The organism is Streptomyces sp. NL15-2K, from assembly GCF_030551255.1.
Classification (GTDB): Bacteria; Actinomycetota; Actinomycetes; order Streptomycetales; family Streptomycetaceae; genus Streptomyces.
This window is the reverse complement of record NZ_CP130630.1, coordinates 7,047,336-7,062,055: the sequence shown is the minus strand read 5'-3', so window position 1 is coordinate 7,062,055 and position 14,720 is coordinate 7,047,336. Positions and strand designations below refer to the sequence as shown.

Annotated in this window: 10 protein-coding genes; 3 read left to right on the top strand and 7 right to left on the bottom strand. The window is 72.5% G+C overall.

Annotated features, from left to right (window positions below):
* Nucleotide 1: 1 nt before the first annotated feature.
* Complete coding sequence (locus Q4V64_RS31990; protein WP_124439769.1) at nucleotides 2-2,017, top strand: serine/threonine-protein kinase; 2,016 nt, start codon at nucleotides 2-4, stop codon at nucleotides 2,015-2,017.
* A 77-nt stretch (nucleotides 2,018-2,094) separates the two neighbouring features.
* On the opposite strand, the gene purH is transcribed toward Q4V64_RS31990, so the two are convergent.
* Together purH and purN are read right to left on the bottom strand one after the other, a co-directional pair.
* Complete coding sequence (gene purH, locus Q4V64_RS31985; protein ID WP_124439770.1) at nucleotides 2,095-3,666, bottom strand: bifunctional phosphoribosylaminoimidazolecarboxamide formyltransferase/IMP cyclohydrolase; 1,572 nt, start codon at nucleotides 3,664-3,666, stop codon at nucleotides 2,095-2,097.
* Nucleotides 3,663-4,292, bottom strand: a complete 630-nt coding sequence (purN, locus tag Q4V64_RS31980) for a phosphoribosylglycinamide formyltransferase (protein WP_124439771.1) — start codon at nucleotides 4,290-4,292, stop codon at nucleotides 3,663-3,665. The genes purH and purN overlap by 4 nt, the downstream gene beginning before the upstream one ends.
* Before the next feature lie 359 nt (nucleotides 4,293-4,651).
* Here purN and Q4V64_RS31975 point away from each other — a divergent pair, with 359 nt between their 5' ends.
* A complete protein-coding gene (locus Q4V64_RS31975; protein WP_124439772.1) occupies nucleotides 4,652-5,449 on the top strand; it encodes a hypothetical protein in 798 nt (265 codons plus the stop codon).
* Nucleotides 5,450-5,617: 168 nt separating this feature from the next.
* On the opposite strand, the gene Q4V64_RS31970 is transcribed toward Q4V64_RS31975, so the two are convergent.
* The gene (locus tag Q4V64_RS31970) at nucleotides 5,618-7,246 is read right to left on the bottom strand and encodes a DUF6350 family protein (protein WP_348540812.1); all 1,629 of its coding nucleotides are present in this window, start codon (nucleotides 7,244-7,246) and stop codon (nucleotides 5,618-5,620) included.
* 96 nt (nucleotides 7,247-7,342) lie between these two features.
* On the opposite strand from Q4V64_RS31970, the gene Q4V64_RS31965 reads away from it, so the two are divergent.
* Nucleotides 7,343-8,446: a helix-turn-helix domain-containing protein gene (locus Q4V64_RS31965; protein WP_124439781.1), complete on the top strand. Its 1,104-nt coding sequence runs from the start codon at nucleotides 7,343-7,345 to the stop codon at nucleotides 8,444-8,446.
* A 118-nt stretch (nucleotides 8,447-8,564) separates the two neighbouring features.
* Here the strand turns inward: Q4V64_RS31965 and sucD are convergent, their stop codons facing one another.
* From sucD to Q4V64_RS31945, 4 genes are all read right to left on the bottom strand, one after another.
* Complete coding sequence (sucD, locus tag Q4V64_RS31960; protein ID WP_124439782.1) at nucleotides 8,565-9,449, bottom strand: succinate--CoA ligase subunit alpha; 885 nt, start codon at nucleotides 9,447-9,449, stop codon at nucleotides 8,565-8,567.
* A 23-nt stretch (nucleotides 9,450-9,472) separates the two neighbouring features.
* Nucleotides 9,473-10,651 carry an ADP-forming succinate--CoA ligase subunit beta gene (gene sucC / locus Q4V64_RS31955; protein ID WP_124439783.1) on the bottom strand — a complete coding sequence of 393 codons (1,179 nt, stop codon included), beginning with the start codon at nucleotides 10,649-10,651 and terminating at the stop codon, nucleotides 9,473-9,475.
* 504 nt (nucleotides 10,652-11,155) lie between these two features.
* Complete coding sequence (locus tag Q4V64_RS31950) at nucleotides 11,156-13,525, bottom strand: hypothetical protein (protein ID WP_303713229.1); 2,370 nt, start codon at nucleotides 13,523-13,525, stop codon at nucleotides 11,156-11,158.
* Between the two features lie 269 nt (nucleotides 13,526-13,794).
* Nucleotides 13,795-14,688 (bottom strand): hypothetical protein, encoded by an 894-nt coding sequence (locus Q4V64_RS31945; protein ID WP_124439784.1) that lies wholly within the window; start codon nucleotides 14,686-14,688, stop codon nucleotides 13,795-13,797.
* Nucleotides 14,689-14,720 lie beyond the last annotated feature (32 nt).

Here is a 14,720-nt window from a genome sequence, read left to right as displayed (position 1 = left end):
CATGACAGACCAACGGCACCCCAAGCCGTCGTACGACCCGGCGTCCGGTGGCGCCGCGCTGAAGCAGGCCGGGGCGACGCCGCTGCAGCCCGCTGACCCTGGGCACATCGGGCTGTATCTGCCGCTCGGGCGGCTCGGCAGCGGCGGCATGGGCCGGGTGTACCTGGCCCGCCCCGTCGACAACGGCCCGGGACTCGCCGCCGTGAAGGTGATCCGGCCCGAGTACGCCGAGGACCCGGATTTCCGGCGGCGGTTCCAGCGGGAAGCCGCCGTGCACGCGCGCGTCGTCACTCCGCACGCGCCGCGCCTGCTCGGCACCGGGTTCGAGGACGAGCTGCTGTGGATGGCCACCCAGTACCTGCCCGGCCTCAACCTCGCCGACGCCGTCCGCGAGTGCGGCCCGCTGGAGCCGGCCGGGGTGTGGCGGCTGGTGGCGGACCTGGGGAAGGCGCTGTCGGCGCTGGCCGCCGCCGGGGTCGTACACCGGGACCTCAAGCCGTCCAACGTCATCCTGTCCTCGCAGGGCGCACACGTCATCGACTTCGGCATCTCGCAGGCCGCCGACAGCAGCGCGATCACCACGACCGGCAACCGGGTCGGCACGCCGGCCTTCATGTCCCCCGAGTATCTGCGCGAGGGCCGCTGCGACACCGTCTCCGACGTCTTCTCCCTCGCCGGCACGATCATCTACGCCGCCACCGGACACGCTCCCTTCGGCGACGGCACGGGCGTGGATGTCATGCACCGGATCGCCTTCGAGGAGCCCAAGCACGAGGTCATGGAGGAACTCACGGCCGCCGACCCCGCGTTGGCCGAGCTGCTGTCCTCCTGCCTCGCCAAGGACCCCGCCGGGCGGCCCACCCCGGAGCAGCTGACCGGCGCGGCCACGGCCGCCGGTCATGGCCGCACCTCTTCCTGGCACGAACCGCTGGCCGCCCGCCTGATCGCCCGGCAGCAGGGCTGTGAGCTGCTGGAAGACGCCTCCGCCGAGGACACCGGACACTTCCGTCCGCCGACGTGGCAGGTGGCGGCTCCGGCGCCCGGTCCTGCGTACGGTCCTGGTTCCGGTCCTGGTTCCGGTCCTGCGCCCGGTCCTGCGTACGGTCCTGGTTCCGGTCCTGCGCCCGGTCCGGCTTCCGGTTCTGCCTCCGGTTCTGCCTCCGGTTCGGCTTCCGGTCCTGTCTCCGGTTCGGCTTCCGGTTCGGCGACGCCGCCAGGGGCGTACGGGGCGTACGGGGCGTACGGGACACCGACGCCGCCGGGGCGGCACGGCGGCCCAGGGGAGACGCCCGTTCAGTACGACCCCTCCGCCGCACTCACGGTCGGCGAGCACGGCGACCGTCGTAAGCGAAAGGGGCCCTACCTCGCCCTCGTAGCCGGCATCGCCGTCGTCGCCGTGGCCGCGGGCGCCTTCTTCCTCACGCGCCCCGACCTCGACGAAACCGCCTCCGCCTCACCGACGGCCGCCACCGACGTCACCCCCGACGACGGCCCGGCCTCGGTGCAGCCCAGCTCCTCCGCCTCGCCCTCCGCCACCGAGGAGAAGAGGAACGACAAGGAGACGGAGGACGTGAAGGAGGAGGCGTCGGAGGCCGCCGACAGCGAGGCGCCCGGATCCGCGGGCGGCGCGGGCGGAGCGGGCGGTGCTCAAGCCACCCCCGGCGAGGACACCACCGCCGACCCCGGCAGCGGTGGTAGCGGGAGCGGCAGCGGCGGCAGCACCCCGACCCCCACCCCCTCCAAGACAGCGACGGAACCCGCCACCCCGCCCTGGATCTCCCAGTGCACCTACTACTCCGGCTCCAAACTCACCACCTACGGCGACAAGGGCCAACGCGTCGTCCAGGTGCAGTGCATGCTCACCAAACGCGGCTACAGCGTCGGCGGCTCGGGCGTGGACGGCCAGTTCGGCGAGGACACCGTGTCCGCGGTCAGGCTGTTCCAGAGCGACAAGGGACTGGCCGTCGACGGTGATGTGGGCACCAACACCTGGGCGGCGCTGCGCAGTTCGACGTGACGGCGCGAGGGCCCGCCGGTCACCGACCGGCGGGCCCTCGCTCGTTCGTGTCCCCCACCATCAGGGGAAGACCACCGTCAGTGGAAGAAGTGCCGCGTCCCCGTGAAGTACATGACGATGCCCGCCTTCTCCGCGGCCTCGACGACGAGTTCGTCGCGGACCGAGCCGCCGGGCTGGACGATGGCCTTGACGCCGGCCTCGCTCAGGACGTCGATGTTGTCCGGGAACGGGAAGAAGGCGTCCGAGGCGACGTACGAACCCCGGGCCCGCTCCGCACCGGCCCGCTCGACCGCCAGCTTGCAGGAGTCCACGCGGTTGACCTGACCCATGCCGACGCCCACCGAGGCGCCGTCCTTGGCGAGGAGGATGGCGTTGGACTTGACGGCCCGGCAGGCCTTCCAGGCGAACGCGAGGTCCGACAGCTCCTCGGCGGTGAGCGCCTCACCCGTCGCGAGGGTCCAGTTGGCGGGGTCGTCGCCGTCGGCCTGGAGGCGGTCGGTGACCTGGAGGAGCACGCCGCCGTCGACGGGCTTGACCTCGACGGGGTTGGACGGGCCGTCGGCTGCGCGCAGCACGCGGATGTTCTTCTTCTTGGTGAGGGCCTCCAGGGCCCCCTCCTCGTAGTCGGGCGCGACGATGACCTCGGTGAAGATCTCGGCGACCTGCTCGGCCATCTCCTTGGACACCGGGCGGTTGACCGCGATCACGCCGCCGAAGGCCGACAGCGGGTCGCACGCGTGTGCCTTGCGGTGCGCCTCCGCGACATCCGTACCGATCGCGATACCGCACGGGTTGGCGTGCTTGATGATCGCGACGCACGGCTCGTCGTGGTCGTACGCGGCACGGCGGGCGGCGTCCGTGTCCGTGTAGTTGTTGTACGACATCTCCTTGCCGTGCAGCTGCTCGGCCTTCGCCAGGCCGCCACCACTGCCGTCGACGTAGAGGGCGGCCGGCTGGTGCGGGTTCTCGCCGTAGCGGAGTGTGTTGTCGCGCTCCCAGGTGGCGCCCAGGAAGTCGGGGAACTGGGAGTCGTCCACAGGGGCGTACGAGGACGCGAACCAGCTCGCCACCGCCACGTCGTAGGACGCCGTGTGCTGGAAGGCCTCCGCGGCGAGCCGCTTGCGGGTGGTGAGGTCGAAGCCGCCGTCGCGGACGGCGGCGAGCACGTCGGCGTACCGGACCGGGCTGGTGACCACGGCCACCGACGGGTGGTTCTTGGCGGCGGCCCGGACCATGGACGGCCCGCCGATGTCGATCTGCTCCACGCACTCGTCGGGCGAGGCACCCGAGGCGACGGTCTCGCGGAAGGGGTACAGGTTCACGACGACCAGGTCGAACGGCTCGACACCGAGCTCGGCAAGCTGCCGCTGATGGTCCTCCAGGCGCAGGTCGGCCAGGATGCCCGCGTGGACCTTCGGGTGCAGGGTCTTGACGCGGCCGTCCAGGCACTCGGGGAAGCCGGTGAGCTCCTCGACCTTGGTGACGGGGACGCCCGCGGCGGCGATGCGGGAGGCGGTGGACCCGGTGGAGACGAGCTCGACGCCGGCCTCGTGCAGTCCGCGCGCGAGCTCCTCGAGCCCGGTCTTGTCGTAGACGCTGACGAGCGCGCGACGGATGGCCCGCTTGTTGCTCTCGGCGGTGGCGGTCACTGGATAACTACCTTTCGTCCCTCAATGCGATAGCCGTTGCGGGCGAGCCGCCCCACGACATCGACGAGCAGGCTTCGCTCGACTTCCTTGATGCGCTCGTGCAGAGCGCTCTCGTCGTCCTCGTCCCGGACCTCGACCACGCCCTGAGCGATGATCGGCCCGGTGTCGACGCCGTCGTCGACGAAGTGGACGGTGCAGCCGGTGACCTTGGCGCCGTACGCGAGCGCGTCGCGGACGCCGTGGGCTCCCGGGAAACTGGGGAGAAGGGCGGGGTGGGTGTTGACGAACCGCCCACCGAACCGCGCCAGGAATTCCTTCCCCACGATCTTCATGAACCCGGCGGACACGACGAGGTCGGGCTCGTGGGCGGCGACGGCCTCGGCGAGGGCCGCGTCCCACTCGTCCCGGCTCCCGTAGTCCTTCACCTTGCGGACGAAGGTGGGGATCCCGGCGCGCTCGGCGCGGGCGAGCCCTTCGATGCCCTCTCGGTCCGCGCCGACGGCCACGATCTGGGCGCCGTAGGCCTCGGGGCCTGCGGCGGCGATGGCGTCGAGCAGCGCCTGCAGATTCGTACCGGATCCGGAGACCAGCACGACGAGGCGCTTGGCCACGGGCTTGGCGGCCACGGTGGGGACCTTTCTCGGGGTAGCGGTTCAGCACGGCCGACGATATGTATCTTCATACGAATGCTTCGCGCCCCGGGATACGGGGAAGTCTACGAAGCGGCCGACCGTCAGCAACGATACCGGCACACCGGGCGGCCCCCACGGGACGGGGGCGTGGCCGGAAGGTAGCGTCTGCGACGAGCGGGCTCGGGAACGCGGTCGGTGTGTGGTGCGTTCACGCAGTGACAGCTCAAGCCAGAAGTTCGTATCCACCAGTCGAATCCAGCCCTAATACAGCCCTAATACAGCCGTAATCCAGCCGGATTCAGTCATACCCAGTCGTAATCCAGTCATATCCACAAGGGGAAGACGCTCTCTTGATGCCGGACCGCAGCCTGCGACTCCTCACGCTCCCCCCACAGTCGGTGCAGGGAGGGGAGCACAGCGGCGTGCTGCTGCGGGAGCGCCCCACCTCACCTCCGGACGCACCCGGCGGCGAGCGGGGCGGGGCGAAGGAGGACGACAACCCGTTCGCGCCCCCGCCCGAGGGCACGCCGGACCGCCCGTGGCAGCCGCGCCGCCCGACGAACGGCGGCGAGGACTCCGACGGCTCGCAGGACGGCCAGGGTGACGGCGGCCGTTCTCCGTGGGGCAGCCAGTGGAGCGACCGGCAGCCCGGCCGTTCCCCCGGCGGCTTCGGCGAGCGTCCGGGCGGCGGGGGCGGGCCGGGCGGCGGTCCCGAGGGCGGCCAGGGCGGCGGCCAGGGCACGGGCATGCGCTGGGACCCGACGGATCCCGCTCAGCGCCACGCGCGGTTCGCCCTGCTGTGCGGCATGTGGGCCTTCTTCTTCGCGCTCTTCAGCTGGCCGTACGTGGCGCTGCTGCTCGGCGCGCTGGCCCTGTACTGGGGCATCAGCGCCCTGCGCACCAAGCCCCGCACCCCCGACCCCGACACCCCGGCCCCCGCCCGGAACGCCCGCCCCCAGACCACCGCCGCGGTCAGCGGCCTGGTCACGGCGTCCCTGGCCATCGCCCTGGTCGCCGCGGGCTTCACCGCGAAGCTGGTCTACAGCGACTACTACACCTGCACGAACGACGCCCTCACGAACGAGTCGAAACAGGCCTGCACGGACCTTCTGCCGAAGGAGCTGCGGGGGCTGTTGGGGACGAACAACTGACGACAACCTCGCGACACCGGCCCGCTGGATCCAGCCCGTCCGGCGTTTGAGGACGAGGCCCGTTCAGGGCCGACAGCGGGGGTCTGGGGGCGGCAGCCCCCAGGGTCGGGACGGGAAGGGGCGGAGGGGGCGAAAAACGCCCCTACGGCAACCACAACACCGGCCACCTCACGAAGCGTCCGGCGGCTCCACGCCCTCGACCGGCAGGAAGTCGTACGCCTCGGAAGCGTCGTCGTATGGCACGTAGGACGTCACACCCGAGCCCGTAGGCCGCGTAGGCCGCGTAGACCCCGTAGCCGTCGAGGCCGACCCCGCCGAGCCCTTCGGACGAGAGAACCACCCACCGACCGAAGCCAACCGCCCCCACCCCCGCCGCCCACCGGCATCAACGCCCACACCCACACCATCCCCCGCCACTTCCCCCCGCGGCTTCCCGACCGTCACCCGAAGCCCCCCGATGGGGGCGGTGCGGACTCGACAACCCCACCCCCGCACCCCCACCGCCACAGGAACCCCCACCACCACAACCCACCCCAACACCGCACTCCCCACCTCCCACCACACCGGCCCGAATCGCACCAGCACCCCCACCCCGAGCGGCCCACCCGCCAACGCGGCGAGCAAAGCGACCAGCCCCGCACACAGCACGGCCGCCACCCCCGCGACCCCAGCGGTCCGCCCCCACGACCAGACCGCTCCCCGCCCCTCCTCCGGGGCCGCTCCCCCCACCGCCCCCCGCCCCACGAACCACCCCACCGTGCCCGCAGCCACCACCGGCACCAACGCCAACACGGCCACCATCCAATGCGGCGGCACGCCAGCACCCCCGGCCGGCACCGCCGCCAGCAGCGGAAACGGCGGCAGCAGCGGCGCAGACGCCGAGGCGACCGGCGTCACCACATGGCCGACGCCGAGGGCGAAACCCGGCCCGAGCGCATACGCCGCCGCCCACACGGCCGCGTTCGGCACCAGCACGAGACACAGCAGCAGCACGGCGACCCGCCCCGACCACCCCTCCGTCAGCTGGAGGAAGGACGCCCGCGCCGCATCCCCGTGCCACACCAGCGACACCGCCACCAGCCCCGCCCCACCCCCGACGAGCACCGCCGCCCCGGCCCAAGCGGCCCGCGCGGCCGTGCCGACGCGAGCCCACACATCCGGCCCGGGGGCAAGACGCCGTACTCCCTCCGGCATCAGGAGCAGCACTCGGTCCAGCGCGGTGCGCGGATGGCCGTACGCCGTCCACACCCCCACCCCGGCCGCGCCTCCCACCGCCAACGGCAGGCACAGCCCCGTCCACACCCACGAGGGCCGCAGCGCACCACCGGAGGCGTAGAGCGCGGCGAGCAGGCCGACGCCGAGGTAGCCGAGGACGACGCCCGTCCACGCCGTGCGGGCCGGCACCGGTGGCCGCCCTTCGTCCTCCGCGTCAGCGCCGTCGACCGCGTCCCGCGCCGCCCGGTGCACCAGCCAGAGCGGCAGGACGAACAGCAGCAGCGGGGTGACGCCCACGGGCGCGGGAACGCCGGAGAGCGTCTCGGTGCGGATCAGCTCGACGCCGTGCGCCAGCAGCCACAGGGACGCGGAGACGTGCAGCGCGCCGCCGAGCCCGCTGTCGGGGTACGGCGAGCTGATCCACAGCAGCATCACGAGCGCGGCGAACCCGCCGAGGCCCAGCCCCGCCGCGAGGGCGCCGCCCAGGAGGCCGGCGCCCAGTCCGGGCGACCGGTCGCGCATCCGGGCGTGCAGGGACGGCAGCGGGGGGCGAGGGGCGGTCGTCTGGATCATGAACGCCATGCTCGCAACGACACGCGCTTTCCCGTCGTAACAAGCGAACCCCCGACGTGTCGCTCAATATACGCTTATGTACCTTTTCGCACGAAGGGGCGCCCGGTGACCGAGAGTCCTGCGACCCCGCTCCCTCCGCCCAACGAGCGCCGACGCCTGCGCGAGGCCGGGTCGTTGACGCAGGCTCAGGTCGCGGCGCGGTTGGGTGTCGCGCGCGAGACGGTACGCGGGTGGGAGACCGGCTGTACGACACCGCGCGGCCGCAAACGCGAGGCGTATGCGCGGCTGCTGGCCGAGCTGGCGAAGGCCGCGAAGACACCTCAGGAGTGGCCGTCGGCGCCAGCGGAAGTGAGAGTACGAGTACGTCAGGACGGATCCACGCCCACCTCGGACGGACCCACGCCCGCCTCCCTCCTGACGCCCGATCAGGCCTTCGACGCCCTCTACGCGTTCTGCGCCCCCGCCCTCGTACGGCAGACGTACCTCCTCACCGGGCGGTGCGGACTCGCCTGCGCGTCGGTCGAGCGCGCCTTCCAACTCGCCTGGCAGCGCTGGCCCGAGGTGGCCCGCGACCCCGACCCGGCGGGCTGGGTGCGGGCCACGGCGTACGAGTGCGCCGTGGCCCCCTGGCACCGCTTCCGCCTGCGCCACCGGCGCCCCGAACCACCGCCCGCCGACGCCGCCGACCGCGCTCTGCTGAACGTACTCCTGACACTCCCGCCGTGGCAGCGCCGCACGCTCGTGCTGTACGACGGTGTAGGCCTCGACCTGCCCGAGACCGCGGCGGAGACGGAGGCGAGCACACCGGCGACCGCGAACCGTCTGTTGCACGCGCGGGAGACGATCGCCGCGCGCCTGCCGGAACTGGCGGACCCTTCCGAGTTGCACCAGCGGCTGGAGGAACTCGCCTCCGCGAAACGGCTGCGTACCGCCAGGCCGCCGACGGTACGGGCGGGCAGCGAGCGCAGGGCGCGCTTCTGGACGCGGGCCGCCATCGCCTTCACCGTCGCCCTGATCGGCACGACGGCGCTGACGCTGCGGACGGCGCCGACGCACTACGAGCCGTCGTTGCCGCCAGGCGAGACGGTGCGGGGCGTGCCGCCGCGGACGGCGCCGGGGGCGCTGTCGGAGGCGGAGCTGAAACTGCGGGCCAAGCTGCGGAAGGAGATGGTGAGCGGGCCGGAGAGACTGGTTCCGTTGGTGGAGTAGGCCAAGGATTCCGTTGCTGGAGTAGGCCAAGGAACGAGACCGCCCACCGCCGGCCGAAATGCCAGTGGGCCCGCCCCGACAAGGGGTACGGGCCCACCAACCTCAGCTGAGAAACCGCTCAGCCGGCGAGAAGCTCACGCGCGAGCTTCGCCGTCTCGGTCGGCGTCTTGCCCACCTTGACGCCGGCGGCCTCGAGGGCCTCCTTCTTCGCGGCGGCCGTACCGGACGACCCGGAGACGATCGCGCCCGCGTGACCCATGGTCTTGCCCTCGGGCGCGGTGAAGCCCGCGACGTAGCCGACGACCGGCTTCTTCACGTTCTCCTTGATGAAGGCCGCGGCCCGCTCCTCGGCGTCGCCGCCGATCTCACCGATCATCACGATCAGGTCGGTGTCGGGGTCGGCCTCGAACGCGGCGAGGGCGTCGATGTGGGTCGTCCCGATGACCGGGTCGCCACCGATGCCGACGGCCGACGAGAAGCCGATGTCACGCAGCTCGTACATCATCTGGTACGTCAGCGTGCCGGACTTCGACACCAGGCCGATACGGCCCGGCTTGGTGATGTCGCCCGGGATGATGCCGGCGTTCGACTGACCGGGGGTGATCAGGCCCGGGCAGTTCGGACCGATGATGCGGGTCTTGTTGCCCTGCGACACGGCGTACGCGTAGAACGCGGCCGAGTCGTGGACGGCGATGCCCTCGGTGATGACGACCGCGAGCGGGATCTCGGCGTCGATCGCCTCGACCACGGCGGCCTTGGCGAAGGCCGGCGGCACGAAGAGGACGGATACGTTCGCGCCCGTCTTCTCGATCGCCTCGGCGACCGTGCCGAAGACCGGGATCTCGTTGCCGTCGATGTCGACCGACGTGCCCGCCTTGCGGGGGTTCACGCCACCGACGATGTTCGTGCCGTCGGCCAGCATGAGCTTGGTGTGCTTCATGCCCGTGGCACCGGTCATGCCCTGGACGATGACCTTGCTGTCCTTGTTGAGGAAGATAGCCATGGTGGTCTGAGTCCCTTGATCCCTTACTTCGCGGCCGCGAGCTCGGCGGCCTTGTCGGCCGCGCCGTCCATGGTGTCCACGCGCTGCACCAGCGGGTGGTTGGCGTCGGAGAGGATCTGACGACCCAGTTCGGCGTTGTTGCCGTCCAGCCGGACGACCAGCGGCTTGGTGACGTCCTCGCCCTTGGACTTGAGGAGCTCCAGGGCCTGGACGATGCCGTTGGCGACCTCGTCGCAGGCGGTGATGCCGCCGAAGACGTTGACGAAGACGGACCTGACGTCCGGGTCGCCCAGGATGATCTCCAGGCCGTTCGCCATGACCTGCGCGGAGGCGCCGCCGCCGATGTCGAGGAAGTTGGCGGGCTTGACGCCACCGTGCGCCTCACCGGCGTACGCGACGACGTCCAGGGTGCTCATGACGAGACCCGCGCCGTTGCCGATGATGCCGACCTCGCCGTCGAGCTTGACGTAGTTGAGGTTCTTCTCCTTGGCGGCGGCCTCGAGCGGGTTGGCCGCGTCCTTGTCCGCGAGGGCCTCGTGCTCCGGCTGACGGAACTCGGCGTTCTCGTCGAGGGAGACCTTGCCGTCGAGGGCGATGACGTCACCGGAGGCGACCTTGGCCAGCGGGTTGACCTCGACGAGGAGGGCGTCCTCCTTGATGAAGGTGTCCCACAGCTTGACGAGGACGTTCACGATCTTGTCGGCGACGTCGGCCGGGAACTTGGCGGCCGCGACGATCTCGCGGGCCTTCTCCTCGGTCACACCCTCGTTGGCGTCGATCGGCGTCTTGGCGACGGCGTCCGGACGGGTGGCCGCCACCTCCTCGATCTCCATGCCGCCCTCGACGGAGGCGATGGAGAGGAAGGTGCGGTTGGCACGGTCGAGGAGGAAGGAGACGTAGTACTCCTCCAGGATCTCCGGGGCCGTCTCGGCGAGCATCACCTTGTGGACCGTGTGGCCCTTGATGTCCATGCCGAGGATGTCCGTCGCGCGGGCGACGGCCTCGTCCGGGGTGGCGGCGAGCTTCACGCCACCGGCCTTGCCACGGCCGCCGACCTTCACCTGGGCCTTGACGACGGACTTGCCACCGAGGCGCTCAGTGGCTGCGCGGGCCGCCTCAGGCGTGTCGATGACTTCACCGGCCAGCACCGGTACATCGTGCTTGGCGAAGAGGTCCCTCGCCTGGTACTCGAACAGGTCCACGCGCTTCCGTCCCTATCAGTGATCTCGCGGTTCGTTGTCTGCGTGGGCGTGCCGCGAGGGCAACGTGACGTCCGCTGTCTGTCACAAGGGAGGCGCACACGGTGTCCGAGCGCGCGGCATGTCCGTCTCGCAGGTTATCGCTGCTTGCGGGGGGCCTCTAAATCGCGGGTCACACCTGAGCGGTGATACCTGTCACATGATGCCGAGTTCCCTGGCACGGGGTGCCGCATGTGAGGGGCCTCACCGGGCTGGGGTTGACCCGGTGAGGCCCGTTGAGCAGCCCCTGTACGAGGGGTACAGGGGGTGCGGGACGAGTGATCCCCACCCCAATGGGGACCACCCGACCCCATCCATGAGGTTTCGGCCGGACGAGCCGATGGCGTTCGGCCGTCCGGGCCTGCGGCCTCAGGGAGCCGGTTGTCCGCAGCGGCGGCGACGTGCCGCGGCTGTGTGCCACGGCTGTGTGCCACGGCTGTGTGCCGCGCTGCGGTCAGATGCTGGCGGTCAGATGCTGTACGTGCTGCCGTAGTGCACGTTCTGCACGTTCTGCACGGCCTGCGCGTTCTGTACGTCCCGCACGTAGGCCGGGGTGATCGACTCGGCGACGCCCTCGCCGCCGGTGACGGCGTGGCCGGCCAGCGGGCCCGTCGTGGCCCGGACGGTTCCGGTCACGTCCTCGGCGAAGGGCGCGACCTGGCCGCCGACGCCGTACGCGAACGGGGCGGCCTCGCCGACGACCCCGCCCGCGAAGGGCCGCACGTCGTCCGTGACGCCGTACGCCAGCGCGGTGGCGCTGCCGCCGACGCCCTGGGCGACCGGCTGGACGGTCTCGGTGACGGTGTCGACGACGGGCCGGACGGCACCGTTGACTCCGTGCGCGAACGGCGCCACCTCGCTCGTGACGCCGTACGCCAGGTCGGTCGTGTGACCGGCCACGCCGTACGCGAGCGGCGGGACGGAGTCGGCGATCCCGCCCGCGAAGGGCCGCACATCACCCACGACGCCGTACGCCGACCCGCCCGCGTCCGCGACGGCCTGCCCGGCGACGGGCACCACACCGTGCACGGCGGTGTTCGCGACGGGCGGCAGTACGGCGGCCGTGGTGTCGTCGGCGACCTGGCCGACGAGACCGGTGGCGTACGAGGTGGCGTACGAGGGGACGTCCGCGACGACACCGTTCGCGACCGGGGTGACCCCGGTGGCGGCGTGGCCGACGACGGCCTGTACGTCGGTGACGGCGCCGGCGGCGACCGGCTGAACACCGCCCACGGCCGCGGCCGCCACCGGCTGCACACCCTGGACGACACCACCGGCGACCGGCTGCACACCCTGGACGACGCCATCGGCCACCGGCTGGACTCCCTGGACGACGCCATCGGCGACGGGCTGGACGTCGGCAACGACGCCGTACGCCAGCGCGGTCGCGGCGTGGGCGGTGTGCCCGGCGGTCTGCGCTACGCCGGTGACGGCGCCGGTGGCGATGGGTGCTACGCCGTACACGGCGCCAGCGGCGACGGGTGCTACGCCGTGCACAGTGCCAGCGGCGACGGGCGCTACGCCGTGCACAGTGCCAGCGGCGACGGGCGCTACGCCGTGCACAGTGCCAGCGGCGACGGGCGCTACGCCGTGCACAGTGCCGGTGGCGACGGGTGTCACGCCGTGCACCGTGTGGTGGGCGGCGGGCACGACCCCGGCGACGGTGCCCTCGGCGACCGGGACGATGCCCGCCACCGCCTGGCCGGCGACCGGCAGCACGCCGTGCGCCGCGGTGCCGACCACCGGCGGCACGGCCGCGTCCGCCGTCTGCTGCACGACCGGCGTGACGGTGCCGGGGACGCCCGCGACCGTACCGGTGGCCTGCTGCTCGATGCCGCTCACGGTGTCGGTGGCCTGCTGCCTTACGGCGCCGACCGTGCCGTCGACGCGCTGCCGGAGGTCGCCGACCGTGCCCGTGGCCTGCTGCTGCACGCCGCCCACCGTGCCGACGACGTACTGGCCGGTGTCGCCGACCGTGCCGGTGACGTGGCTCGGGACGGAGGAGACGGTGGCCTCTGCGGCGGGCGTGACCTTGGTGGTCTCGCCCTGTGCGGTGGCTGCCAGCCCGGCGGCACGGCCCTCGGTGGCCGCGGCCGTGGCCTGCGCGGCGCCGGTCACGCCCGCCGCCGTACGGCCAGCGCCCGCGACCGTGCGCTGCGCCTTGGTCCGTACGACGCCGTCCACGCCCTGCGCCTGCGTACGGGCCGTCGACTGCGCGCTCTGGAGCTTCGTCTGGGCCGCGGCCAGCGCCTGCTCCAGCTCGGGCGCGAAGACGGAGAGCGGGCCGAAGAGGTAGTCGATCTCGTCCTGGGGGGCGCTCGCGTCGGAGGCGGTGGCCCGGACGGTGGTGGCGGTCTTGTCGACGGAGTTGGTGGTGGCCTCGGCCTGCGCGGCACGGGCGGCCTTGGCGCCCTGGATGGCCGCGGCGCCCCGCACCTTGGCCTTGGACGCCTGCGGGACGGTGACCTTCGCGTCGACGTACCGGCGGGCCTGCTCGGCGGTGCCGGCGGTGGCGCCGCTCGTGTCGGTGACCGTCGAGGTGACGCCGTGCGCGGTCGAGCCGGCGGTGACCCCGCCGACGGTGTCCCGCACGTCGGAGACGAGGCCGTCGACCGTGCCGGTGACGGTGTCGGTGACGGCGCCGAGCGTGTCGGTGACGCCGGTCGTCGGGTCAGCGACCGTATCGATGGTCGCGTCGGTCGTCGGGTCGGTGGTCGCGTCCGGTAGGGAGACGGAGGACGCGGGCAGCTCGTCCGCGCTGGCCACGGTGGAACCCAGCGCCCACGCGCCGGTGACCCCGGCGGCTATGACGATGGAACGGCGGATGTTCTTGTTCATGCGTGCGTCAGATCCTTAGATCCTCAGGAGTTCCGAAGCGCCGCGGGGACTCTCTGGGAGAGCCCTCGGCAGCTGCGGGACTTGGGAAGGCTTGGGGACATTCCGGCGCCGGTTCCGGTCGTGGTCGGGGCGTGGGGGGACCCTGGGGGACCACGGAATCGGATGAGGGCTCCGGGGGCTTCCGTCCGGAGATCGGAGGGGTGTCCGGGCGGGTGGGCAGACCTGTTCCGCCCCCGCGCGGCAGGTCTATGGCGGGGGGAAGGCCTGCCCTAGCCGGGGAATACGGGAATGTCCCGGTGTCTGTCCCGGGTGCCGTCCGCGTCGACGCGCGCGGCGGCGCCGGGCACGAGCCGCAGCGGTGCCCGGTGGTCGAGGGTCACGGCGTGTGCGTCGCCGTGCCGTGGCGTGCCGTGGTCGACCGCCGACTTGGCGCCCAGCGCGCCGCCCGGATCGCCGGTGGGCGCCTGGTGCGCGGGCGCGGGCCCGGCCGGCGCGGTCCGGTGCACGGCCGTGCGCGCGACACCGCTCTCGGCGGCGCCGGCGGCGAACCGCGGTCCGTACGTGCGGGACGCTTCCGCGGCGGAACTTCCGTCGGAGGCCGGTCCACCCGCCGCCGACGTCACCGCCGAGCCCGACGAGCCCGCCGAGCCCGGCTGCGGCGCGGTCGTCACCGGGTCGGGCAGTGTGTGCACCGGAGGCGGGGGCAGTCCCGGCAGTTCGGGCAGACCAGGCACGATCGGCAGGCCCGGCCGCGAAGGGGAGCCGGGCAGGGTGGGCTCGGGAAGAGTGGGCAGCGGCGGCACCTTCGCCTGTATGCCGGTCAGGCCGTCGGCCACCCTCTGCCCCAGATCACCGACCGGCCGCACGACATGGGCATCCACGGACCGGACGACATGCTCGGTGACCACAGCGGGCTTGGCAGCCACATCCTTCACCGCACGGGCCGCAGCGGGTCGTGCGGCGGTTGTCGCACTGCCCGTCAACGACCGGACGCTCTCCGTCGGAGCCGCCGGCACACCGTCCGCCGCCTGCGCCCGCTCCCCGCAAAGGAGCCCGAGTACGAACAACCCACCCACCAGCAGCGCCACTTGCAGCGCACGCCGCCCGGCGCCCGTACGCGTCACGCGCAGAGCGGCACCGGAAAGGGCGGCTTGCAGGATCAAAACGGGCAGGGTCCTCCCGTGCGGCGGAACGA

Excerpts from the sequence above, each read along its gene's own strand:
- Q4V64_RS31990 (WP_124439769.1), top strand. The coding sequence starts at position 2 with ATGACAGACCAACGGCACCCCAAGCCGTCGTACGACCCGGCGTCCGGT.
- Q4V64_RS31975 (WP_124439772.1), top strand. The coding sequence starts at position 4,652 with ATGCCGGACCGCAGCCTGCGACTCCTCACGCTCCCCCCACAGTCGGTG.
- Q4V64_RS31970 (WP_348540812.1), bottom strand. The coding sequence starts at position 7,246 with ATGGCGTTCATGATCCAGACGACCGCCCCTCGCCCCCCGCTGCCGTCC.
- sucD (WP_124439782.1), bottom strand. The coding sequence starts at position 9,449 with ATGGCTATCTTCCTCAACAAGGACAGCAAGGTCATCGTCCAGGGCATG.
- Q4V64_RS31950 (WP_303713229.1), bottom strand. The coding sequence starts at position 13,525 with ATGAACAAGAACATCCGCCGTTCCATCGTCATAGCCGCCGGGGTCACC.